The following is a 24,590-nucleotide window of genomic DNA, read 5'->3' on the forward strand; positions in this document are numbered from 1 at the left end:
AATCCAATGCAGGCGCGCCGGTCAGTACCCGGTCATTTCCAGATAGCCGCGCCCGCCATGGCTGCCGCTGACCCGCACCGGCCCTTCCCAATAGGGAATGCGCAGGTTCATCCAGGCGTTGGGGTTCAACGCCGACAGGCTGATGTCCAGTTGCTTGTCGGGAACGCGAATGGTCCAGCGCACCGGCATCGAACGTCCAGCGACTTTGGCGGTGTCTTGCGGAACGAGTTCGATTTGTTCACTGCGCAAGGTTTGCGCCTGGCCGTCGGCGGTGATCCAGGTGCCGGTGAGGTATGGCGCGCCGTCCTTCTGGCGCATGCGGTAAAGCATGACGTGTTCACCGCTGTCGAGGTGCAGGGAGAACCAGTCCCAGCCGGTCTGATTGGCGGTCAGCGGCTGACTGCTCCATTCGCGATCGAGCCAGGCCGGGCCGCTGACGGTGTGGATCTGGCCGTCGATTTGCAAGGTGCCACTGGCCTGGAAAAACGGCTGGCTGTAGTAATACGAGGCCTGGCCCTGCTCGGATTTCTGGCTGAAGCCATTATCGCCCTGCAACACCAGCGGCCGACTGGACGTGAGGTGCAGTTGATAGGCGAATGATTGATCGCGTGCACTGAGTTGCATATCGCTCAGGGGATCCTGCGCCTGACTGGCAAACCGCCAGTCATCGATCCACGCCTCGAACGGCGCCACGTTCACCCCGGCCTGCCCCACGCCGCCCCGGGCGTAACGCTCGGCAGCATGGTGCGCGGTGGGCGAGGTCACCGCCGCATGGCCGAGCCAGACCGTCTGATTGCCCCAGCCCGGTTGCTGCGACACGGGCTTCAAAGCGCTGCGAAACAGCGTCCACTGCACACCGAAATCGTTGCCCTGCGGGTCCTTGAGATTGGCGGTGACGTACCACCACTCGATACGAAAACCGTCATGGGCACCGTGATCGGCCGGGAAGCTGAACACCCGCCCGGGTACTACGGGGGTGAACTGCGCCGCCTGGTCGCCGAGCCCGGCAAAGCCCTTTTGTTCAGGCGCCGACTGATCACAGCCGGCCAGCAGCAATGCCAGGCACAACGACGCCACCCGGTTAATCCTCATGGGCAAACGTCCTCAGCAGGTCCGCCGGTTGCGTGCGGTACAACGAATACAGCGGCCAGGCTGAGGCGAGCAAGGTCGCCAGCAGCGCCAACCCCATCAGTTGCAGGAGTTGCAGCGGAAAGATCCGCAACGGCAAGCGCCAGCCGAACGCCTGCACATTGATCACCGCATCCAGGCACCATGCCAGCGCGATTCCCAGCGGCAGCGCCAGTACCAGCGTCAGCACCGCCAGCAGCCAGGTCTGGCCGAGGTTGAGCAGCATCAACTGCCGGCGCGTCACACCCAGCGCCCACAGCGGCGCCAGTTGTCCGAGGCGGCTCTGGCTCTGGGTCAGCAAGCTGATGAACAGCGCCACACCCGCCACCGCCAGCGTCAGGCTGTTGAGCGCCGCCGTAGCCGCGAACGTGCGCTCGAATACTTGCACCGACCACCCCTTGAGCCGCGCCTGATCGACGATGCGACTGTCATCAATCTGGAAGCGCGTTTGCAGCGCCGACAAAAATGACGGGATGTCGGGCGGCGCGATGCGCAGGTTGAAACGGTTCGGCGTCAGTGTCGGCCACAGCCGCAACAGATGGTTGCTGTTGACCAGCAGGTGCCCCCTGGGATTGCCATAGTCGGCGTAGATCCCGACGATGCGCGGTGACCAGGTTCCGCCCGGGAACGGCAGGCTCAGATGCTCACCCGCACGCACCCTCAGGCGCCGCGCCAGTTGCTCGCTGAGCATCACCGCGTCGTCGTTCGCCAGGTGCGCCCACGGATCCCCGGCAATCGCGTCGAGCAGCGGCCAGTGCTGCCGGTAATACGGATGATCAATCGTCCCGAACACATCCGCCGGCCAGCCTTGCAGGGTCACCGCCACTTGCCAGTTGGGCAGTACGGCGCTGACGTTCGGCTGCTGTTTGAGCCAGCTATACAGCTCGCGGGACTGCGCCGGATTGACCGGGTTGATATAAAGCTCGGCGCTCAGGCGTTGTTCGAGCCAGTCGTTGAAAGTCTGGCGAAAACCGGCGGTCATGCTGCCAGCGCCGATGTTCGCTGCGAGCGCCAGCAGCAGCGCCATCAGCGCCAGACTCAGCGCTGGCAGTTGCTGGCGACAGTCGGCCAGAAACCACTGACCGAGCACCGAGCGACTGCGCCCGAGCAGTTGATTGAGCACCGAGCTCAGCACCACCGGCAGCGCCAGCGCGGCGCCAAGCAGCAGCCCGGCCATCAACGCAAAACCACTGCCGAGGCTGTCGCCCCAGACCAGCGCCAGCAACGCCATCGCGCCCAATAGCGCCGCCAGCCAACCCTGGCGCCGCAACCAGCGCGCATGCTGCTGATGCCAGGCCTGCGGTTCCGCCACCGCCAACAGCGGCAAGCGAGCCGCGCGCAGCAGACTGTTGGCACCGGCCAACAATGCGCCGAACAGGCTCAGGCCGATACCGCTGAACCACCACCACGGACTCAGGCGCAGCTGCCCCGCCACTTCCGCACCGTAGAGACCGCGCAGGCTGGCGGCGACGTCCGGAAGCAACACACTCGCCAGCCAGTATCCGCTGATGACCCCGAACACCCCGCCGACCAGGGCCAGCACACCCAGTTCGACGATCAGGCTACCAATCAGCATCCGCGCACTCACCCCGCAGGCGCGCAGGGTACGCAGCAGTCCACGCCGTTGTTCCAGCGCGAGGCCAATGGCCGCGTGAACGATGAACAGCCCGACCACGAACGAGAGAAACCCCAAGGCATCGAGATTCAAATGAAAACTCTCGGTCAGGCGCGCCAGATTGTTTTCCTCGGCACTGCTTTTAAGCTGCAACTGACCGTTGAACGCCGCCGGCAGCTCGGCGTGAAAATCCTTCGGCAATAACAGCCGCGACAGTTGCCCGGGTTGTTCGAGCAGGGTTTGCGCGACGCCGATGTCCACCAGCAACACACCCGGGGCCATGTCCTGTTGCGCGTGCAACGGCGGCAGGGTCTGGCCGTTGACGGTCTGCGGCGTGGCGCCCTCGCTGAGGTTCAAGGCCTGCAGCGTCTCCGGTGAAATCCACGTACTACCCGGCGGCGAGAAGAACGCTACGATACGCTCGATCGGCATCGCCTGCCCGGCCACGGCGGAATCCGCCGGCAGTGACACCGGTTCGATGCCGATCAGTTGCAGACGCTGGTTATCGTGATCCTTGAGCACCAGTCGCCCCTGCAACAGCGGCGAAACCGGCCAGCCGTCGCGGCGCAGATCGACAAACCATTGCTGCGTGAAGGTCGCACCGTTCGGTGTCGCGAGACTGGCCTGGGGTTCGCCACCGATCATCTGGCTGGCCCGGGCGTAACTGTCGCGGGCCTGACTGTTCAGCGCCTCGACCCCGGTCAGCAGACTGGTCGCGAGCCACAACCCGGTCAGCACACTGAAAAACTGCACGGGATGCCGCCGCCAATGGCTGAGCAGCGCGCGCAGGGTTTGCCAGAAAACGTTCACGTCAGCCGGCCATTGGACAACACCACCCGCTGCGCCAGGCGTGCGGCAACACGCGGACTGTGGGTGACCATCAGCAGCGTGGTCGGCGTGTCGTCGAGCAGCTCCAGCAACAGGCGCAGCACTTCATCGCTGGTGGCTTCGTCGAGGCTGCCGGTGGGCTCGTCGGCCAACAGCAATTTCGGCCGCGACGCCAGTGCCCGGGCCAGCGCGACCCGCTGCTGCTGGCCGCCCGACAACTGTTCGGGATAGCGCTTGAGCAACTCGCCCAGCCCCAGGCGCTGCACCAGATGCGCCTGCCAGTGCGGATCATGGCGGCCGGCCAGGCGCGCCTGAAACGCCAGATTGTCCTCTACCCGCAGGCTGCCGATCAGGTTGAACTGCTGGAACACCAGACCGATCTCGGTGCGGCGCCAGTCGGCCAGTTGCGCTTCGTTCAGGGTTTCCAGCCGATGCGCGCCACTGCGGATGCTGCCGCGATCAACCTTGTCGAGGCCGGCGATCAGGTGCAGCAAGGTGCTTTTGCCACTGCCGGACTCGCCCATCAGCGCCAGACTGCTGCCGGGCTCCAGGGTCAGGTCGATGCCTTGCAGCACCGGGAGCGGGCCTTGTGGGGTGAGGTAACTTTTGAAGACGCCTTGAACCTGAAGCATGCCGCCATCCGCCGGGTCAGTGTGGGGCAAGGATAGCGGAAAGCGGCCTCAGCAGATCAGGGATGTTTGCTATGCGCTCATCGCTGGCAAGCCAGCTCCCACAGGGATGGAGGTTGCTCACACATACTGGATTCACCATCAAACACTGTGGGAGGACTCTTCAGATCAGTAGTGTTCGAACTGGCCTCATCGCCGGCAAGCCAGCTCCCACAGGGCTTGAGGTTGCTCACAAATACTGAGTACAGCAAAAAACACTGTGGGAGCTGGCTTGCCAGCGATGAGGCCAGTGAATCCGACACAAATCTCACTGCCCGGTTGCCACACGGGTCGCCGCCTCCCCCGGTGTGACAATGGTATTCAGATCAATATGCTTCCACTCAGGCTTGGCCCCCAGCCGCGCATTGAAGCGGTAGTTGAAGGTGAAATCGTCCGCCGTCGGCACCGTCAACGGCTTGCCATACACCGCCTCGATCCCCGTCAGGTCGTACCCCATCAACTGCAGCAGGGTCGGGAAAATGTTGTAGTGGCTGGAGCGGTCCTTGTTCACCGTCAGTGATTGCGCCCAGTCGGGCCCCTGCAACTGATCACCCTGAATCACCACTAACGGCACCAGCCCCTCCTCCTCCACCGGGTCGCCGCCACAGTGCGTATTGAGCCCGGGGTTACCGCGTTCATGCAGGTCCTGGCCGTGATCGGAGGTGTAGATCAGCAGCGCATTATTCAAGTTGGCCTGGGCAAACACCCGCGCGAAGAACTCGCCAACGTTCCAGAGAACCGTGTTCTTGTAGGCATTGCGATACAGCGCCCAATCGTCCGGCTGGCCGTTGAAACCGTCGCGCTTGCCGGTGTCGGCCACTTCGGTGAACTGCCCGCGCGGCAGCGTCGGGCGATACGCCATGAACGCGTCGGGGTACTTGTCGTGCACCGGGAAATGCGCGCCGACCTTGTTGATCACCACCAACTCCGGCTGGTCATCGTTGAGCAACTCGATCAGCTTCGCGGCGGCGGCCATGTCGCGGTCACGCACGCTGGTCTGGTCAAACTGGACGAATTGGTCGATGTCCTTTTTCTCGCTGTCGGTCATCAGGTTCTGCAAGTTGCCGCTGGTGCGCTGGGCGTCGATGTACACCGTGCGCAGCCCGGCTTTTTTCGCGTACTGCCAGATCGACGGCAGGGTGCTGTTGATCCGCGTGTAATCGTCGCGAGTGCCGCCGTAGCGCAGAGTGACGTTGGTGTCGGCGCTGCAGTTGGCAATGGACGCGGCATAGCCGTAATTGAAGATGTCGACACCCGGATGCGCCTGCTTGAGGTTGCTGTGCACCCCGAACGGCGCGTTGATGTCCAGGTAATTGCCAGAGATGCTTTCGTCGATGATCAGCACGATGTCGTGATTGACCGCCGTTGCGTTGCGCGCCAGCGTCACCGGTTCACGCGGGCCGACGGTGTTGTGCAGCGCTTCGTAGGCGAACAGGTTCAGATAGGCCAGCGGCGTGTACATGATCGGCAAGCCCCGCGCGCCCTCGCCCGCCCGCAGGAACAACACCGTACTCAACAGCAACACGCCACACACCGGCGCCGCCACGCGCAGCGCATTGGGCACCCTCAGCGCATGACGCGGCTTGAGCCCGATGCCGAACAACAACAGCAGGCCACTGAGCGCGCCATGAATGATCGCATCGCGGTACTGGTAGGCGGCTTCCTGGATGAAGCCGCCGGAGTACACCAGGGAGACAAAGCTGCTGTAGCTCAGGTAATCCGCAGTGACCCGGGTATAGACATCAAAAAACACCGCCGAGACAAACAGTGTTATTGCGAATAAGTGGCGAATGAGCGCCTGACGAATATAAGCCGTTAGATATAACGCTAAAGTCAGCGCCAAAAACATCGCGCCAAAAAGAAGCACAGCAAAACCGACACCGATAGCATTTAACCGATCAATGTAATATTCGGAATAAAGCAGCAGATAAATAATTAAAAGCAATTCTTTGGCATATCTGGACATGGCGATACCGGACGTGCAATACGGCAGAGAGTCAAAGGCTTGTCGGTCAAAATCTGACACTAGCACCCGGCCATCAAAGCGCAAGAATTGACTGTTTTTTTTAGAAAGCGTCAAAAAAACGATGACTCAAATCTGACACACACTAAACGCTACAAGCCTTTAAATTAGCGACTTACAACCGTCCATCGCTTATTTTGAATCTGAACAAATCTGCAAGAAATCAACAAATTCAATCGCAGCAATGACTTGATGGCCAATCGCCAAAAAACGCTCAAGTGTTATACACGTGCAACATGTCATTTTGCTGACACGCTTTCCAAACCCTGCGCTATACCCCTTTTACAGTCTTCTTCCGAACTTCTTCTTTTCGCTCTATCGAGGGTGCGCAGATGGACGTGAGCGTATTTGGCACGGGCTATGTTGGACTTATTCAAGCCGCCGCACTTGCAGATGTCGGTCATCGGGTTTTATGCGTAGATATTGACCCAAACAAGATTAAACAACTGCAACAAGCCGTGCCGCCCATCAGCGAACCGGGACTGTCGGGCACACTTGAAGAAAACATCAAGACCGGCCGTCTGCTGTTCAGCACCCAGGCCAGCGATGCGGTCGAGCATGCCGAGCTGATTTTCATCGCCGTCGGCACGCCGGCCGATGAAGACGGTTCCGCCGACCTCAGCCACGTGCTCAACGTCGCCCGGCAGATCGCTTCGCACATGGAGGCCGATCGCACCCTGATCATCAAGTCCACGGTGCCGGTCGGTACGGCCGATCAGGTGCTGGCCACCGCCAACAGCGAACTGCTGCGTCGCGGCAAAAGCAATCTGGCCGTGCGCGTTGTCTCCAACCCCGAATTTCTCAAGGAAGGCAGCGCCCTTGCCGACTGCATGCGCCCCGACCGGATCATCGTCGGTACTCGCGATGACGTGGCTCGCGAGCAGATGAGCGAGCTGTACGCGCCGTTCTGCCGCAATCACGAAAAACTCATGTTCATGGACAACCGCAGCGCCGAACTGACCAAGTACGCCGCCAACGCCATGCTCGCCACGCGCATCAGTTTCATGAACGAACTGGCCAACCTCACCGAACTGCTGGGCGCCGACATCGAAGCCGTGCGCAAAGGCATCGGCTCGGATCCACGCATCGGTTACCACTTCATCTATCCGGGCTGCGGCTTCGGTGGCTCATGCTTTCCCAAGGACCTGCGTGCCCTGCTGCACACCGCCGAACACAACGGCATGCCGATGAAACTGCTGCGCAGCGTCACCGACGTCAACGACAGCCAGCGCCACATCCTCTTCAGCAAACTCAAGGCGCAGTTTCCGCAAGGCCTGGCCGGCAAGTCCATCGCGATCTGGGGCCTGGCGTTCAAACCGAACACCGACGACATGCGCGAAGCGCCCAGTCGTTACCTGATGGACGCGCTGTGGGCCGAAGGCGCCAGTGTGCAAGCCTATGATCCGGAAGCCATGTCCGAATGCCGGCGCCTTTACGGCTATCGCAACGACCTGCACCTGTGCGCCACCCGCGACGACACTCTGGAAGACGCCGATGCCTTGGTGATCTGCACCGAATGGAAAAACTTTCGCGTGGTGGACTTCGACCTGCTCGCGGAAAAACTGCGTTCGAAAGTCATCATCGACGGCCGCAACCTCTACAACCCGGAACACGTGGCCGCCGCCGGCCTGCATTACAGCGGCATCGGCCTGCGTCACATCGCACCGCAAGGGCTACGCCCATGAAAATCCTGGTCACCGGCGCAGCCGGCTTCATTGGCGCCCATTGCGTGTTGCGGCTGATGCGCGACGGGCATGCGGTGGTCGGCCTGGATAACTTCAACGGCTATTACGATCCGCAACTCAAACACGATCGCGTGCGATGGGTACGCGATCAGGTCGGGCATTTCCCGCTCGCGCGGATTGACCTGGCCGACGCCGCCGCGATTGAAGCGCTGTTTGTCCGCGAGCAACCGCAAGTGGTGATCCACCTCGCGGCGCAGGCCGGGGTGCGCTACTCGCTGGAAAACCCGAAGGCCTATCTGGACAGCAACCTCAGCGGCTTTTTGAACATTCTCGAAGGCTGCCGGCATCATCCGGTCAAGCACTTGATCTATGCCTCGTCGAGTTCGGTGTACGGCGCCAACCAGCACACCCCGTATTCGGTGCACGACGGCGTCAATCACCCACTGTCGCTGTACGCCGCGACCAAAAAAGCCAACGAGCTGATGGCCCACAGTTACAGCCACCTGTTCGGTATTCCCAGCACCGGCCTGCGCTTTTTCACCGTGTACGGCCCCTGGGGTCGGCCCGACATGTCGCCGATCCAGTTCGCCCGCGCGATCACCGAAGGCACGCCGCTGAAACTGTTCAACTACGGCGAGCACCAACGGGATTTCACCTACATCGACGACATCATCGAAAGCATCGCGCGCCTCACCGACCATCCGCCGCACAACCACCCCGAGTGGGATCGCGAACATCCCGACGCGGGCAGCAGCATGGCGCCGTGGCGCCTGTTCAACATCGGTGGCCACCACCCGGTGGAGCTGAAAACCTACCTGGCGTTGATGGAAAAACACCTCGGTCAGAAAGCCATTGTCGAGCTCTTGCCCCTGCAACCGGGCGATGTGCTCAACACCTGTGCCGAGACCGACGATCTGGCCCAGGCCACCGGGTTCCAGCCCCGGATCGAGCTGGATGAGGGGCTGGGGCGTTTCATCGCCTGGTTCCGCGACTACTACCCCACTGCCTGTCGCCCACGCGCCGCTCGCGGCTGAACATCAGCGGAGGACCCCATGACTGGACATGAGCAAGGTGTACCGATCCAACAAATGCGCCGCGACAAGCGCATTGACCCCGAGCACCGGATGCGCCTCGATGCGGCGATTCATCGCCAGGGACGCGGCTGGTTCACGGGCCGCGAAGGCGGTCGTCCATGGCAACTGTCGCGCACCAATCGGGTGATGGCCTGCTTCGGCGCCCTGGCGATTCTGCTATTGATTTCGCCGCTGTTGGTCGGCCTGGCGCTGATCATCAAGTTCACCAGCCCGGGGCCGGTGATGTTCGTGCAGAAACGCACCGGCTACCGCGGCCGCAAGTTCGGCATGTACAAATTCCGCACCATGGTCGCCAACGCCGAAGAACTGAAAGAGTCGCTGCGTCACCTCAACAAGCACGGGGTCGACGCGATTGATTTCAAGATCGACAAGGACCCACGCATCACCCGGATTGGCGGTTTCCTGCGGCGCACCAGCCTCGACGAACTGCCCAACCTGATCAACGTGGTGACCGGTGACATGCGCCTGGTCGGCCCCCGTCCGACCTCGTTCAACGCCTACCGCTACAAGGACAACCACCTTGCCCGTCTGGCGATCTACCCCGGCATGACCGGCCTGTGGCAGATCTCCGGACGCAGCAACATCGACTTCGACCAGCGCGTTGAGTTGGACCTCAGCTATATCGCCGAGCAGAGCCTTTTGCTTGATTTGAAGATTCTGTTGAAAACCCCCTTCAAAGTATTCAGCGGCCACGGAGCAAGCTAATGGACGGTTCAACCAACAAAAGCCTGAGCATCGCCAACCCCAGCGAATCGAACCTGACCTCGACCGTGCTGGATCTGGATCTGCGGATCCTGTTCCTGACCGCCGCCAACCCCGGTGCCGGCACCACCACCAGCGCCCTCGCGTTGGCCAGCCAACTGGCGCAAATGAGCAGCGGCCAGGTGCTGCTGGTAGACGCCAGCCAGTCGGCAAGCAACCTGACCCGGCAATTGAACCTGAGCAAGGAGCGCGGCCTGCGTGACTTGCTGTTCAACCCGGACAACCCGCCGCTGTTGCAGGACTGCGTGGTGCAGGTGTCGAGCCTGCCGTTTCACGTACTGCCCAACGGCCGGCCGATCCGCACCCTGGAACACCTCACCGCCGAGCGCCTGAGCCCATTGCTCGACCAGTTGGGCAGCCAGTATCGCTTTGTGGTGATCGACGGCGACGCGGTGTATTCCGCCGCCGACACGCTGGTGATCAGCACGCAGGTCGATGGTGTGGTGTTTGTCGTTCGCGCCGAAGACACCCGCTGGGAAGTCGCCCAGGCCGCCGTGCAACGCCTGACTCAGGCCGGGGCAAAAGTGGTCGGCAGCGTGTTCAACCGACGCAAGTACTACATGCCCAAATGGCTTTACAAAAACCTGTAAGCAAACGCGAAGGATGACGCCATGAACGCCAAGATACTTGTTCTGCTGATGCTGCCGCTTGCAGGCTGCTCAAGCACCTCCGAAACCCAGAACATGCCGGTGAATATCCTCACCGCGACGCCGGCCAACGCCCAGGCCACCGACATGCCGAAGGTCGAGCAGACCCTGCGCCCGCAGGATGTGCTGGACGTGATCTTCCACATCAGCACCAGCGGCTCGGATGCCTACCGCGTGCAGTCGGGTGATCAGATCGGCCTGAACTTCACCGCGGCCAGCCAGCTCAACGGCAACCAACTGGTGCTGCCCGACGGCACCATCAACCTGCCGGGAGCCAACACCTCGGTGAAAATCGCCGGGCTGACGAGCGATGAGGCCCGTGAAGAAATTCAGCGTGCCTATCAGCGCAAACAGTTGTTTCAGCCCAACCGCAATCAATTGACCGTGCAGATCATCAGTCCGTTGACCAACGAGCAGAACCTGAAAAACGCGCTGAACCACCCGGCCACCGGCATGAGCCGTGAGATCACCGTCGGCACCGACGGCTACGCAAGCTTCCCGGAAATCGGCGCCGTGCCGCTGCAAGGCATGACCGTCAATCAACTGGAAACCTTCCTCAACCAGAAGTACGCGCAATTGCCCGGACGGATGAGCGTCGATGTGCTGCTCAAATCCACCGCCGGCAATGAAATCTACGTGCTCGGCGAAGTCGGCCAGCCGGGGTCCTACCCGATCCGCCGTCCGGTGTCGGTGCTTGAGGCGCTGACCCTGGCCCGGGGCACCAACGTCAAGGCCCGTCTGGATTCGGTGGTGATCATGCGCCGCAACGGCAACCAGGTGCAGGCCGTGCACTACGACGTGGAAAAAGCCCTGTCGGGCGACGCGTCGCAGATCGCCTACCTGCAACCGGACGACATGCTGTTCGTACCGAAAACCAAACTGGCGAGTGCCGGCGAACTCGCCCGGCAACTGGCCGACGTGGTGCTGTTCCAGGGCGTCGGGTTCAGCTTCGGCTACCGCGTCGACAACAAAGACAGCAACAACAACTGACTCTCAGGTGAACGATCATGAATCCAAAGGAAAACTACCTGCATGAGTTCTTCAGGATCTTCTTCGCCAACAAGCAACTGGTGAAACGGGTCTTCCTGATCTTTGCAGTCATCGCGTTGTTACTGCCGCTGGTGCTCAAACAGAGCTTCGATATCACCGCCCAGGTGATCGTGCAGTCGAAAAAACTCTCCCAGGGTGACGCCACCACGTCACTCACAGTGGATAACGCCACCTTCATTCCACCGTCACTGGCGGACATGGAAACCGAGAGCAACATTCTGCGGTCACCGGCGCTGATTCGTCAGACCATCAGCGAACTGCGCGACAAGGGCGAATACACGCCACCGGTCGGCATGTTCGCCAGACTGGTCGTGCAACCGTTCAAACGCTATGTCACCTCGCCGCTGCGCCAGTACCTGATCAATCCGCTGCGCAACATGCTCGGCCTGGAAACCGACCCGGTGCGTGACACCGCGCTCGACGCGTTGACCCAGCAAGCCATCGACAGCCTGAAAATCGAGACCCTGCCCGGCTCCAATGTAATCTCGATCGTCTACAGCTTCCCGGATCCGCATCAGGGCACGACGTTTGTCAGCGCCCTGCTGCAGAACTATCTGGTCAGCCGTCAGGCACTGCAGTCGATCGACTTGCCGCAGTCTTTCTACGAGTCGAAGAAGCATCTCTATCAAGTGCGCCTCGATGGTCTGGAAGGTAACCGCCAGGCCTTGCTGGAAAGCGTCGGCTCGTCGGATCCGAAGGAAGAAATCACCTTCCGCCTGAACGCGATCAACACCGAGGAGCAAGCGTTGAACCTGTATCAGGATCGTCTGTTGCAGAGCCAGCGCTGGCTCGAATACCTGAAAACCGCGCTGGCCGCCGCGAGCAATAACAAGCTCAACGACTACACGTTTCCCTACACCTTCACCACTACGGTGGACAACGTGGCGTTCGAGGATCGCGAGATCAAGCAAATGGGTGAGCAACTGACCACCCAGGTCAGCCGCTACATGAACGATCTGGCAGTGTTCCAGCCCGGCAGCGAACCCATGCTGTTGACCCGCGAGCAAATCGCCCGCACCCGTCAGCAATTTCTCAAAGTGGTGAGCAACCGCATTCAGGAACGCACCAACGACCTGGCTGTGGTGCAACAGGTGATCAATCAGAAAACCGCACGCATTGCCGAGTTCAAGAACCGCATCCACACCTTGCAGCAGACCCAAAGCAAGTTGCGGCAGATGGACACGGAAATCGACGCGCTGCACACGGCGTTCTCGACCTACGCGCAACGCTTCGCCGAAAGCAGTACCGCCGGCTCGCTCAACGATGACCTGTCGAACGCCAAGGTGCTCAGCCCGCCGTTCGAACCGACGGAGCCGGCATTTCCGAAACCGTTCCTGATCATTCCATTCGGCCTGCTCACCGGTTTGCTGCTGGCGATTGCCCTGGTCTACGTGCGTGAGTTCTTCGATCATCGCTTCAAACATCCGGCGCAAATCAGCCACGAGCTGGGCCTGCCAGTGTTGCTGGTGATCAACGACGAGAACGCACTGCCGAGCAATCCGCACAAGAACTGGACGGTGCCAAGCTTCGTGCACTGGGTGCGCAATTGAACACCGCGTCCGCCCCGAACCCCGCGCTGCCGATCATTCATTTGCTCAGCAGCGGCGGTTTCTATGGCGCCGAGCGGATGTTGCTGGATCATTGCCTGGCGACGCCGGGACAGCATCAGGTGCTGTTTCTCGACGCGCCAGCGGAACTGATCGCGCGCTTCCGTGAGGCCGGGGTGGACTGTCGCGGGTGTGCCGGCCTGGGCGAATTGCTCAAGCACTTGCGGCAGCGGCGCAGTGAACAGCCGCTAATCAACACGCACAATTTCAAGGGCCTGCTATTCGGCTGGGTCGGGGCGACGCTGTTGCGCCTGCCGCTGGTGATTACCCAGCACGGCTTCACCCCGCGCAGTCGCAAGCAGAAGTTCTACACCTGGCTGAGCCTGCAACTGTGCCGCACCGCGTCGGTGGATCGGGTGGTCTGCGTGGCGGAAAGCATCGCCGCGCTGCACCGTCAGGCCAGTGTCCGGGCGGAGAAGTTGCAGGTAATTCCCAACGGTTTGCCCGCTGCCGCGGCGCTGGTTCCGGACGGCGACCGGCAGCGTTGGCTGAGCGGTTACGTCGGACGTTTGAGCAGTGAAAAAGGCCCGGATCTGTTTCTCGATGTGCTGATCCCGCTCTGTCACCAGCATCCGCAACTGGATGCGGTGATGCTCGGCGATGGCCCGGAACGCGAGGCGTTGCAGGCACGGATCGACAACGCCGGTCTGCAGCAACGGATACGTCTGCCGGGGTATCAGACCCACATGCAACCATGGTGGCGACAGCTCGATGCGCTGGTGATCAGCTCGCGCACCGAGGGCACGCCGATGATTTTGCTGGAGGCGATGCAAGCTGGCGTGCCGGTGGTGGCGTTCGCGGTGGGCGGGATTCCCGATGTGCTCGAGCATCGGCATAACGGCCTGCTCGCCTCCCCCGTCGACACCGCCGCCCTCGCCCGTCAGCTCGACACCCTGCTGAGCGAGCCGAAACTGGCGCGCCAGTTGCGCGACAACGCAAAACGCACGCAACAGGATCGCTACGACCTCAAGGCCCTGGCCGAACGCTGGTCGCAACTGTACATCCGCACGGCACGGGAGGCACGCGCATGATTTTCCCGCTCTCGATCGTCACTCTGCTTGGCCTGGTGTGCATCGGTTTGCTCGCCAGCCCTTATCCGTTTCTGGCACCCGCCGCCGTCATTGGTCTGGTGGGTTTTTCGGTGTTGTACCGCAAGCCGACCTGGGGCCTGCTGGGGATTGCCGCGCTGGTGCCGTTCGAAGGGTTCTTCAAGGACAGCGCGTTCTCCGGGAGCAAACTGCTCGGCGCCTCGCTGGCGGTGATCCTGATGCTGCAACTGGCCCTGCATCAGATTCCCGGCGAGCGCCTGCGCAGCAACCTGTGGCGTTTTTTGCTGTGGTTTCTGGTCCTGTATTTCCTCAGCCTGCTCAATACCGATGACCTGGGCATGTCGCTGGGGCACCTGCGCGAGTTGAGCGTCGGGCTGATCCTGTTTGTCATCACCTTGCTGATTGGTCGCGAACTGAACCTCGACCTGTTTGCCAGACTGGTAACCCTGAGCGTCAGCGCCACCTGCGCCATGGCGATGTTCTCGGCCAAATTTCAGGACCAGGGTCGTGCGGCCGGGCTGCTCGAAGACCCCAACGCCTTCGCCCTGCTGATCGCCTTCGCCATTCCGTTGGCGCTGCTGTTGGTGATTCGCGGCCCCAACCTGCTGCACCGGTTGTTCTGGGGCGCCTGCTGCCTGTTGCTGCTCGGCGGCATGACCAAGACCGAGTCGCGCTCCGGGTTGGTGGTGGTGGCGCTGAGTCTGTTGATCGGCTGCTGGCACTACCGCGCCCAACTGACCCGGATCCGCCCACGGCACCTGGGTTTCGCCATGCTCGGCGCAGCCATCGTGATTCCGCTGGCGATCTACGCGATGCCCGCCGGATACGTCGCACGCATTCAGTCGCTGAGTATTCTCAGCGCCGGCTCCAAAGCACAGGATGAATCCCTCGGCCGTCGCGCCTCGTACATCGTGGTCGGCAGCCAGATGATCCGCGAGAACCCGCTGCTCGGCTCCGGCCCCGGCACTTTCCCGCTGCACTATGCAACCACCGGTTACGCCAAGGCGTTTTCCGCCAACCGCAAGATCGGCGACCTCTATCGCCGTGCCCACAACACCTACCTGGAAATCTTCAGTGAACTGGGGATTCCCGCCGGGCTGCTGTTCGTCGGCATGCTTGGCCTGGGCCTGTACAACCTGATCCGTGCACGCGCCACGTGGCTGCTGCGCCGTGACGGGCAACAGGCGGACCTGATGACCCACCTGGGCGTGAGCTTTCTGTCGCTGACCCTGTTCCTGATCTTCCTCAGCGCGCCGAACCATAAATACGTGTGGATCATGCTCGCGCTGACCAGCGTGCTGCGCCTGAAAGCCGAACAAGCCCCCCTGACCGAGGCCCGCACATGAGCCGGATCAGCATCATTATCCCGATGTACAACGAGGCCCGGCACATCGGCCGCACGCTGCTGGCTGCACAAAAAGCCGCGCATGCAGCCAATGTGGAGTGTGAGTTGGTTGTGGTCGACAACGGCTCGAGCGACGACGGTCCGCACATCGCCCGCCAGTTCGGCGCGCAGGTGCTGGTGCTGCCGGGCCTGCTGATCGGCGCCCTGCGCAATCGCGGCGCGCTGCTGGCGAGCGGCGAGTGGCTCGCGTTCATCGACGCCGATGTCGAGATGCCCGAAGACTGGCTCAAGCCATTGTTCGAGCTGCAAGCCGAGGGACAGGCCGACGTGTTCGGTCTCGACCTGCACACCCCCGCCGCCGCGCCGTGGTACGCCACCGCCTGGCAACGGCGCACACTGCGCCCGTCGACTCAGGCGTCGCACCCGGTGGAGTGGCTGCCCAGTTCCAACCTGCTGATGCGCCGCAGCTGTTTCGACAAGGTCGGCGGGTTCAACGAACACCTGCGCACCGGCGAAGACAAGGAGTTCACCCTGCGCCTGCACAAACAAGGTGCGCGGCTGCTGTCGGTGAACAGCAGCGTGGCCCTGCACTGGGGCTACGAGATGAACTGGCGTGAATGGATGGGCAAGGAAATGTGGCGTCAGGGCAGCCATCTGCAACTGCTGCGCACCCATGGTTTCAGCCTGCGCCTGCTGCGTTTTCCGCTGCTGTCGCTGGCGGTGTGGATTCTGGATTTCCTCGCGATCTCGGCTCTGCTCGACGGTTTTCCGCATCACGCGGCGGTCATGGTGCTGTTGACCCTGTTGCCCGGACTGGTCCTGAGCATTCGTCAGAGTGCACGCCATCACGACCTCGGACTGACCCTGCAACTGTGGGGCCTGCACTGGCTGCGCCTGCACCTCGCCGGGGCGGCGTTTATTCTTAACCTGTGTCATTGGAACGCCAGGAGGCCTGCCCGTGGCTGAATTCATTTTCTGGCTGTGCCTGTTGCTGCCGGTGTATGCCTACGTGGGTTACCCGTTGCTGCTGACACTTCTGTCGCCGCTGTTTCCGGCATGGCGTCACGCCCCGGCACCGCCGCTGAACGTAAGCATCGTGATCGCCGCACACAACGAGGCGCGGCATATCGAGCACAAGCTGCGCACGTTGCTGGCGCAGGATTATCAACCGGCCAGCTTGCAGATCATTCTCGCCAGCGACGGCTCCAGCGACGACACCGTGGCCTGCGCGCGCAAGGTGGTTGATGCGCGCATCAGCGTGCTCGACCTGCCGCGTCAGGGCAAAGCGGCAACGCTGAACGCCGGAGTGGCCCTGACCACCGGCGACATTCTGGTGTTCACCGATGCCGACAACCAATGGTCGCGGGAAACCCTCGGCCACTTGCTCGCGCCGTTGAGCGATCCCGCTGTCGGTGCCTGCGCCGGGCACATGGTGATCCCGGTGACCGGCGGCGGCCTCAGCGTCGGCGACAGCCTGTATCGGCACTACGAGGGCTGGTTGCGCCGGATGGAGAACCGCACCGGCTGCATGGTCTCCGCCGACGGTGCTCTGCTCGCCCTGCGCCGCGAGCTGTTCCAGAACGTACCGGCGGAGGTCAACGACGATTTTTTCATCAGTACCTGCGCACCGGTCGCTTTCAAACGCATTGTGTACGTCCCCGAGGCGCAAGTGATCGACCACGGCGTCGACGAAGCGGACAAACAGTTCCGCCGTCGTCAACGCGTGACTGTCGGTGGCTTGCAAAGCCTGGCCCAGCGCAGTGAGCTGCTCAACCCCCTCAAACATGGCCTGTATTCGGTCGCACTGATCAGCCACAAACTGATCCGCCGCCTGGCGCCGATCCTCCTGCTGCCGTTGCTGCTGAGCAACTTCTGGCTGTGGGACGACCACGGTTTCTATCGCCTGGCCCTGATCGCCCAGCTGTTCGGCTATGGCGTGGCGATCGCCGGTTTACTCGACTCGCAACACCGCTTGCCGAAACCGTTTCGTCTGGCCGCGTTTCTGCTGGTCACGCTCGCCGGGATGAGCCTCGGCCTGTGGCAGTTCCTGCGCGGCCAGCGGTATGCCCAGTGGAATCCTGAACAGAACCGTTAAGAGGACCGAAGCCATGGCGATCAAACAACTGATAAAACGCACCAGTGGCTGGCTCTATCTCAACTCTTCCGTGGGCCGCAACCAGTTGCACGGTGCCGGGGTGATTCTGATGCTGCACCGGGTGCTGGCCAACGACCGCGCCGCCAACCTGCCGCACCGCAATGAACTGTGCGTCGGGCCCAAGGCCTTCGAGCACTTGCTGGTGTGGCTGCGTCGCCACTTCGACTGCGTGCCGCTGATGGAAATCCTCCAGCCCAACTCGCTGCGCACCGAGCGCCCGCGGGTGGCGCTGACGTTCGATGACGGCTGGCGCGACAACGCGGTCAACGCCTGGCCGCTGCTGCAGAAATATCAGATACCGGCGAGTATTTTCCTCTCCACCGATTTCATCGGCAGCCGTCAGCGCTTCTGGTGGGAGGCCCTCGGCGAAACCCTGTGGGGCAGCCACGGCGAGAAGCCGCGAATGCATTTGATCGAATGCCTGCAAGCGTGCGGTCATCCGCTGCCGGTGCTGCTCGACGACATCGACGTCGACCGGCGCAGTCTGGCGCTGTTGCATTACCTGCAAGGGCTCAAGGGCCTGGAGCCGCGTGAACTGGAACGCCTGACCGATGAATGTCCGCAAGAGTCGCAGCCGCAAGCGCTGGACTGGCATCAGGTGCGGGCGCTGGAGGCGTCCGGGCTGGTGCGTTTCGGCCCGCACGGTGCCAGTCACGCGATCCTCACCGGTCTGGATGATGTACGCCTGAGCGAGGAAATCAGCCGCAGCCGCGATGCCCTGAACAATGGCTGCAACCGGCCGTTGCCGGTGTATTGCTACCCCAACGGTGACAACGACCAACGCGTGCGCGAACAGCTTGCCCGCCACGATTATCCGTTCGCCCTGGGCACCGCCACCGGCATCTATCGCGGCGAAGGCGATCCGCTGAACCTCCCGCGTTTCGGCGTCAGTCAGCGCACTGCACGCAATCCGGAACTGCTGTCGTGGCGAATCTTTCGCGGGGCACGGCCATGAGTCGAGGCCACTACCTCAAGCATCTGGCGCTGAGCATGGGCACCAAACTGGCGATGATCGCCCTGCGTTTGCTGCGCAACGTGCTGCTGGCGCGGATCCTCGGGCCAAGTGAGCGCGGGCTGTTTGCCCTGCTCAGCACCTTGCCGGACCTGATCAGTGCGGCCACCAGTGGCGGGCTGAATTCGGCGGTTGGCTATCAGGCCGCCAAGCAACGGCCGATGGGCCTGCTGCTCAGTCAGGTGTTGGTGTTCGGCTGTTTGCTGGCCGGGTTGTTGACCTTGCTGGTGGTGGCGCTGGTACGTGAATTCGGCAGTGAACTGGATGTCACCGTGCAACTCGGTCTGCTCGCCTGGCTGTTGCTGCTGGCGGTGCCGCTGACGGTATTGAAAAGCGGTCTGCTGACCTTGCACAACGCCTCGGGTGGGGTGGTGGCGTTCAACGCCTTGCGCCTGGTCGAGTCGCTGGCGCCGCTGCTGCTGTTTCTCGCCCTGTTCTGGATGTGGAAAAGTGCCGCCCTCGAAGCGGCGCTGATCAGTTGGCTGGCCGGCATCAGCCTGGTCGTGCTCGCCGGCTGGGTCTGGCTCAAACGTGCGCAACCGTTGCAGCTGCAATGGGATCGCGCCAGCCAGAACGAACTGCTGCGCTACAGCGCCCGCAGCCATCCGGACCTGCTGTTCCAGCAAGTGATCCTGCGCTCGGATTATCTGTTTATCGGTGCTTTGCTCGGCAGTACCGCGCTGGGCCATTACGCAATGGCGAGCGCCGCCGCCGAACTGCTGCTGATCGTTCCGGAGGCGGTGACCACGCCCTTGATGAAACGCCTGCTGCAACAGGACGAAGGCATGGACAAGGTCACGCCACTGGCCCTGCGCCTGACCGCCACGGTGATGCTCGGCGCTTGCCTGAGCATGGCGGTGATTGGCCAATGGCTGATCGTCACGTTGTTCGGGGTCGCTTACCAACCGGCGTACCCGGCGTTGCTCGCGTTGCTGCCGGGGCTGCTGGGCCTGTGCTACGCAAGCATTCTGCGCCTCGATCTGCTGGGCAAAAACCGTCCCGGCACGGTGTCGTTGTTGATGGGTCTGGGCGCCCTGCTCAATCTGGCGCTGAACCTGGTGCTGATTCCGGCCTACGGCATCGTCGGCGCGGCGGCGGCTTCGTCGATTGCCTATCTGGCCGTGACCGTGGCGATGCTGGTGTTGTACTGCCGCTTGAGCGGCGTGCCGTTCTGGCAAACCCTGATCATTCTGCCCCGCGACGTCACACCGATGTGGCTGATGCTGCAACGGCGGAAAACCGCATGAAAGGCCTGGCCCTGCTGCTCGGTCTCGGCCTGTCGCTGGACGCCTTTGCCGCGTCCATGCGTTGGGGCGAGATCCGTGACGGCAGTCTGTATCTGCAAGCGGATCGCCCGGATACGGTGACGGTGCGCTGGACGCCGGCGTGGCAGGCCGAGGCCAATGAAGAGCATTTGTATCTGCTCGATGGTCAGGGCAGGTTGCAGGACGACCGGTTCATTCAGGCCCGTGAAACCCGTGGCAGCCAGAGTTGGCCGCTGTTGCCCGGCGCGGCCAGTTATCGACTGGAGATTCCCGGCTACAGTTTCCGCCATTATCGCGTTGAGCATGACGAGCGCACCGTCGCGTTGTTCGCCCCGGCCAAGGTGCATTTCAGTGCCGAAACGCAAAACGGCGACGAATTGTATTTCAAGGTCGCCGCCGGCGAACACGCCGTGCTGGCCGGCAAGTTTCATGGCGGCGTCAGCGCGTTGCAGGCGCAACGGGTCGGCGATGATCAAGCGCTGACACTCGCGCTGAAACCCTATCGCGCCTACTGGCAATTCGATCAGGTCGCACTGCCGGTCAGCGAGCGCGAGCAAGTCTGGCGCCTGCGCCTGCAAGGCAGCGGCAAGGTGGCGTTCTGGCTCGACGGCACGGCCAATCTGTTTGCGCAGAACCCGCAGCAACTCAAATCCTTGCGCGAAGACGCCGGCCAGATCCATCTGGTCGTGCATGACAAAGTCCTGGGGCGCACGCCGGATCTGGGCATCGCTCTGCCCTATGTGATGCCGCCAGCGGCCAGTCATGCCGCGCTCGATGCGCTGAAACCGACAGCGGCGAGTTACTACAGCTTTGTTGATGTGACGGCGAAGAATCCGCACTTCGAAGATGCGTTCCGTCAGGTGTATCAGGAGCGTTTCGGCATCAAGCAGGACATCACGCTGCTCGCTGGCAGCCAACGGCAAGCCGATCTGCGCGCCGATGTGCAAAGCAACGGCGGCCTCGCGGCATGGCTCGCCGGCACCCGTGCGCTGGGCGGTCAAGGCACGCACTACATCGGCTTTGCCGACGAGCCGAACCTCAACTACTCCAGCTATGCGCAATATCAAGCGATCTTCACCAGCATGGCCCGGCAGGTGCGCAGCGATCCGGCCAATGCCAGGGCCGGTGTGCGCATTGCCATGCCGGCCAGTTCGCGGCTGGTCAACGGGCCGTTCGCCGAGAACGCGGCAGACAAGCGCGGCATCGACTGGGCGCGACGTCTGCTCAGTGAATCAGGTGATCAGGTCGATGCACTGGCGTGGCACGAATGGATGATCCGCGACCTGCTCGCCACTCGCGTCTACCGCGACAGCGTGCGGCGCGCCGCCGAACTGGTTGGCCTCGACAGCAAGGGTCAGCCGCGTAAAGCCTTGCTGCTCGACCAGACCAATCTGTCCAGCGGTTCCAGCCTCAGCCCCTACGATCAGGAAACCCACTACACCTCGCTGTGGTGGGCGTCGGTGGTGATCAACGCTTCGCAGGATGGCTTGCTGAGCATGCTCAACTGGTTCCAGGCCGCCGATGAGCCGCAATACCCCAAAGGCATGCTGCGCGTCTCGGACGATGAACGCCGCTTCGAGCTGAAACCGGTGGGGCTGGCCCAGCAGTTCATTGCGCAGCACTGGCTGCATCAGGTGCTGTGGCTGGAGAACGATGGATTTGAGGTGGATGTACTGGCGATGGCCGGCGACGAGCAGCGTGGTCTGCTCGGTGTGAATAAAGGCACACGCCTGCAGCGCATTGATCTGAGCGGGGCGAAATGCCCGTTGAACAATGGCGCCTTGCGCTACTTCGGCGCCGACAATCGCAGTCGCGACGCGCCGTTTGCCTGCCAGGACGGACGCGTGCGTTTCGAGCTTCCGGGGCAGACCCTCTTCTCCCTTAGCTGGAGCGCGTCATGAACCGTCCGTTGATGTTCAGCTGCGCAGGCCTGTGGCCGCGCGATGCCTCGTCATCCGGAGTGAACACCATGAACATGCTCAACAAACTGACTGAACACCTGCGGCAGAAAGGACTTACTGCCACCGTCAAGAAAGCGTGGAAACACTACATTTTTTCCCATCAGGAACTGCTGTGGATGGAACGCGATCTGGTCAGCCCGGTGCCGCCGCACAGCCTCAAACCCTACCCGCCACTGCGGGTGGTGAAGATCACGGCGGACAACGCCAGTGCCTTTGCGCGCTATTTCGGCGACCGCGTCGGCACCATGGCCGAGCTGGCCAACGAAGGTCACACCGGGCATATGCACCTCGACGATCAGGGCGACGCGGTAGCGTTTATCTGGGGCAGCGCGCGGGACTATTTCGACCGGCACTATTACGGCTGCATGTTCCCGGTGAAACCCGGCGAATTCTTCGAGTTCGGCGGTGAACTGACCCGCGCCTATTGGGGCACCGAGCTGTCGGTAGATCTGCAACTCGAGTTGTGGAAAGCCATGGCCGCACAAGGTTGCGACAAGGTTGTCGACGTCTGCGAATTCCACAACATCCCGGCGCTCAAGCTGCACTTGCGTATGGGCTACACCGAGCAAAACCGCATCATGAATGTGTACACCCTGTTCGGTCGCTGGCACTTCTACCGCGAAACCCGCTACAGCGGCTCGCGTCTGGATGCGCTGCGCAAACCGTCCCGTCCACCCGTAACAGCCACGGCGGCCTGAGCCTATGGTGACGCGATTCGAATGGCGCACTTCGCTGTGCGCCGCCGACTTCCCGGCAATAGCGTATGAAGCGCTGTGCCTGCGGGTGACGGATCACACGCCGTTCAACCACCTCGGCTGGTTGTGCGCGGCCGAGCAGGCCCTTGGCGAGGGTGAGCGTTTGCACATCCTGCTGGGGTGGGAAGCGGACGAATTGCGTCTGTGCCTGCCATTGGTGGCGAGTCGCGAGCGTTTCGCCGGCGTGCCGTTCCGGGTCGTGCATCACTTGGGGTATCCACTGGCCGATCGCTTGGCGCTGTTGTCTTTGCTCGGCTGTGAGGACATGCGCAAAGCGTTGCTATTGATTCGCCAACGGGTGCCGCACGCGTTGCTGCAACTCAATGAATTGTCCGAACCTGCGGGTGAGGAAAGCGCGCTGACCGAATGGATGGCGCGCAGCTCGACCGCTGAACGGCGCCTGAGTTGTCGGGTGCCGGTGCATCTGATCAGCGCGGCCGATCATCAGGAAGTGTCTGGCGACCCGCGCTACAAACTGCGTCGGGCACGCAAGCGGATTGCCGCGTGCGGTGCCGAGGTGCGGCGCATCGTGCCCGATGCGATGAGCATGGGCCCACTGCTGCAGGTCATCAGCGACGTCGAAGCGGTGAGCTGGAAAGGTGACGAAGGCGTGGGGATTTTCGCCAGCGAACGCAGCCGCCAACTGATCGAGCGCGCCTTCACCGCCCTCGCCGGCCAGGGCCTGGTGCGGGTGGTGACACTGGAGTTGAACGGCCGCTGCATCAGCTACCGGCTCGGCCTGCTCGAACAGGGTCGGCTCTACGATTACAACCTCGCCTTCCTGCCGCAATACGCCGACCTGGGCAGCGGCCGGGTGTTGCTGGAGGAATGGATTCGCTGGGGGCTGGACGACAACTGGCGCTGGATCGACGCCTCGCGGGTCAGCCTGGAAAACTCCAGCCATCAACTGCACGAACGCATGACCGGGCAACTGGAGCATTGGCGCTGGAGTTTCTACTCATGGCGCCCGAGTGGTCTGGTGCTCGGCCTCGGCCTGCGCCTGTGGCATCGACTCAAACCGACGCTGCAACAGTGGCGCGCCAAACGCGCAGATAAACCTGCACCTGTCGTCAAACCTGTCGCAATCACCACGGAGGGCGAACATGCCTCGCCAAGTCATAGTCAACGCTGACGATTTCGGCCTCAGCCCGAACGAAAACGCGGTGATCTTCGCCGCGTTTCAGGCCGGGGTCATCAGCAGCGCCACCGCCATGGCCAACATGCCTGCATTCGAAGCGGCCTGCACGATGGCCCGGCATGCTTCGCTGCAAGGTCGGGTCGGGTTGCATTTCAACCTGACGTACGGCCGGCCGCTGAGTGCGGCGATCCTGCGCAGTCGCACCTTCTGCGATGGCCACGGGGTGTTCGACCTCAGCTTGCCGCGTCACAGCCTGTGGCTTGGGCGTGAGGATCGCGACGCGGTGCGCGAAGAGCTGCAGGCGCAGTGGCAGCGCTGTGTCGAGCACGGCATGCGTCCCAGCCATATCGATTCACATCAGCACGTGCACAACATCTGGCCGATCGGCGAGATCGTCGCACGGTTTGCCGCGCATCAAGGTGTACCGATTCGGCTGGCGCGCAACCTGGGGCAAAACCTCAATCTGCCCAAGCGTGTATTCAAGGGATTGCTCAATTGGCGTTTGCAGAGTCTGGCCGGTGTCACCGCCGATTACGTGTGCACGCCGATCGACCTGCGCAACGACAAAGCGCCGACCGACGGCGTGCTGGAAATCGTCGCGCATCCGACGCAACTCGGCGCCGACTTTGGCGATGCCTATCTCCACCCCGACGAGTCTTTGAGCCGTGTTCTAGAGCAGCGGCTGATGGGCGTTCCGCGGGTTTCCTATACCGATCTGAACAAGGATTTTCTACGCGGGGCGACGGCACTCGATTGAGCTACACAAGTTGAAATACTTTCCAAAGTGGCCCTTTGAAATTAAC

Annotated in this window: 20 protein-coding genes and 1 pseudogene; 16 read left to right on the top strand and 5 right to left on the bottom strand. The window is 62.2% G+C overall.

The window, feature by feature from the left end:
• Positions 1–21: 21 nt before the first annotated feature.
• From K5Y35_RS24795 to K5Y35_RS24810, 5 genes and pseudogenes are all read right to left on the bottom strand, one after another.
• On the bottom strand, positions 22–1,092 hold the full coding sequence (locus K5Y35_RS24795) for a lipocalin-like domain-containing protein (protein WP_222833223.1): 1,071 nt from the start codon (positions 1,090–1,092) through the stop codon (positions 22–24).
• Positions 1,082–1,516, bottom strand: a complete 435-nt coding sequence (locus tag K5Y35_RS28340; RefSeq protein WP_410055936.1) for an FtsX-like permease family protein — start codon at positions 1,514–1,516, stop codon at positions 1,082–1,084. The genes K5Y35_RS24795 and K5Y35_RS28340 overlap by 11 nt, the downstream gene beginning before the upstream one ends.
• 243 nt (positions 1,517–1,759) lie before the next feature.
• Positions 1,760–3,388, bottom strand: a pseudogene (locus tag K5Y35_RS24800) (ABC transporter permease); the annotation flags it as partial.
• A gap of 161 nt (positions 3,389–3,549) precedes the next feature.
• On the bottom strand, positions 3,550–4,203 hold the full coding sequence (locus K5Y35_RS24805; protein WP_186747305.1) for an ABC transporter ATP-binding protein: 654 nt from the start codon (positions 4,201–4,203) through the stop codon (positions 3,550–3,552).
• A 304-nt stretch (positions 4,204–4,507) separates the two neighbouring features.
• On the bottom strand, positions 4,508–6,205 hold the full coding sequence (locus K5Y35_RS24810) for a sulfatase-like hydrolase/transferase (protein ID WP_222833225.1): 1,698 nt from the start codon (positions 6,203–6,205) through the stop codon (positions 4,508–4,510).
• Between the two features lie 389 nt (positions 6,206–6,594).
• On the opposite strand from K5Y35_RS24810, the gene K5Y35_RS24815 reads away from it, so the two are divergent.
• The 16 genes from K5Y35_RS24815 to K5Y35_RS24890 all read left to right on the top strand — a co-directional run bounded on the left by K5Y35_RS24815 (position 6,595) and on the right by K5Y35_RS24890 (position 24,544).
• The gene (locus K5Y35_RS24815) at positions 6,595–7,947 is read left to right on the top strand and encodes a UDP-glucose dehydrogenase family protein (protein ID WP_222833226.1); all 1,353 of its coding nucleotides are present in this window, start codon (positions 6,595–6,597) and stop codon (positions 7,945–7,947) included.
• Positions 7,944–8,981, top strand: coding sequence for an NAD-dependent epimerase (locus K5Y35_RS24820; RefSeq protein WP_123467514.1), 1,038 nt, complete (start codon positions 7,944–7,946; stop codon positions 8,979–8,981). Before K5Y35_RS24815 ends, K5Y35_RS24820 begins: the two co-directional genes overlap by 4 nt.
• An 18-nt stretch (positions 8,982–8,999) precedes the next feature.
• Entirely contained in the window at positions 9,000–9,746 is a 747-nt protein-coding gene (locus K5Y35_RS24825; protein WP_123467512.1) for a sugar transferase, read from the top strand.
• Complete coding sequence (locus K5Y35_RS24830; RefSeq protein WP_186747301.1) at positions 9,746–10,393, top strand: CpsD/CapB family tyrosine-protein kinase; 648 nt, start codon at positions 9,746–9,748, stop codon at positions 10,391–10,393. The genes K5Y35_RS24825 and K5Y35_RS24830 overlap by 1 nt, the downstream gene beginning before the upstream one ends.
• Positions 10,394–10,414: 21 nt before the next feature.
• A complete protein-coding gene (locus K5Y35_RS24835) occupies positions 10,415–11,440 on the top strand; it encodes a polysaccharide biosynthesis/export family protein (protein ID WP_123467508.1) in 1,026 nt (341 codons plus the stop codon).
• A gap of 17 nt (positions 11,441–11,457) precedes the next feature.
• Entirely contained in the window at positions 11,458–13,050 is a 1,593-nt protein-coding gene (locus K5Y35_RS24840; protein WP_123467506.1) for a GumC family protein, read from the top strand.
• Positions 13,047–14,138 carry a glycosyltransferase family 4 protein gene (locus K5Y35_RS24845; RefSeq protein ID WP_123467504.1) on the top strand — a complete coding sequence of 364 codons (1,092 nt, stop codon included), beginning with the start codon at positions 13,047–13,049 and terminating at the stop codon, positions 14,136–14,138. Before K5Y35_RS24840 ends, K5Y35_RS24845 begins: the two co-directional genes overlap by 4 nt.
• Entirely contained in the window at positions 14,135–15,502 is a 1,368-nt protein-coding gene (locus K5Y35_RS24850) for an O-antigen ligase family protein (protein ID WP_222833227.1), read from the top strand. Before K5Y35_RS24845 ends, K5Y35_RS24850 begins: the two co-directional genes overlap by 4 nt.
• Positions 15,499–16,467 carry a glycosyltransferase gene (locus K5Y35_RS24855; protein ID WP_123467500.1) on the top strand — a complete coding sequence of 323 codons (969 nt, stop codon included), beginning with the start codon at positions 15,499–15,501 and terminating at the stop codon, positions 16,465–16,467. Before K5Y35_RS24850 ends, K5Y35_RS24855 begins: the two co-directional genes overlap by 4 nt.
• Positions 16,460–17,596: a glycosyltransferase gene (locus K5Y35_RS24860; protein ID WP_123467498.1), complete on the top strand. Its 1,137-nt coding sequence runs from the start codon at positions 16,460–16,462 to the stop codon at positions 17,594–17,596. The genes K5Y35_RS24855 and K5Y35_RS24860 overlap by 8 nt, the downstream gene beginning before the upstream one ends.
• Before the next feature lie 13 nt (positions 17,597–17,609).
• Entirely contained in the window at positions 17,610–18,611 is a 1,002-nt protein-coding gene (locus tag K5Y35_RS24865; RefSeq protein WP_123467496.1) for a polysaccharide deacetylase family protein, read from the top strand.
• Entirely contained in the window at positions 18,608–19,915 is a 1,308-nt protein-coding gene (locus K5Y35_RS24870) for a lipopolysaccharide biosynthesis protein (protein ID WP_123467494.1), read from the top strand. The genes K5Y35_RS24865 and K5Y35_RS24870 overlap by 4 nt, the downstream gene beginning before the upstream one ends.
• Entirely contained in the window at positions 19,912–21,834 is a 1,923-nt protein-coding gene (locus K5Y35_RS24875) for a hypothetical protein (protein ID WP_222833228.1), read from the top strand. Before K5Y35_RS24870 ends, K5Y35_RS24875 begins: the two co-directional genes overlap by 4 nt.
• Positions 21,835–21,902: 68 nt before the next feature.
• The gene (locus K5Y35_RS24880; protein ID WP_123469143.1) at positions 21,903–22,592 is read left to right on the top strand and encodes an N-acetyltransferase; all 690 of its coding nucleotides are present in this window, start codon (positions 21,903–21,905) and stop codon (positions 22,590–22,592) included.
• A gap of 4 nt (positions 22,593–22,596) precedes the next feature.
• A complete protein-coding gene (locus K5Y35_RS24885; protein WP_123467490.1) occupies positions 22,597–23,781 on the top strand; it encodes a GNAT family N-acetyltransferase in 1,185 nt (394 codons plus the stop codon).
• Positions 23,753–24,544 (top strand): ChbG/HpnK family deacetylase, encoded by a 792-nt coding sequence (locus K5Y35_RS24890; protein WP_222833229.1) that lies wholly within the window; start codon positions 23,753–23,755, stop codon positions 24,542–24,544. The genes K5Y35_RS24885 and K5Y35_RS24890 overlap by 29 nt, the downstream gene beginning before the upstream one ends.
• Positions 24,545–24,590 lie beyond the last annotated feature (46 nt).

It is taken from the genome of Pseudomonas sp. SC3(2021) (genome assembly GCF_019856535.1).
GTDB lineage: Bacteria > Pseudomonadota > Gammaproteobacteria > Pseudomonadales > Pseudomonadaceae > Aquipseudomonas > Aquipseudomonas monsensis.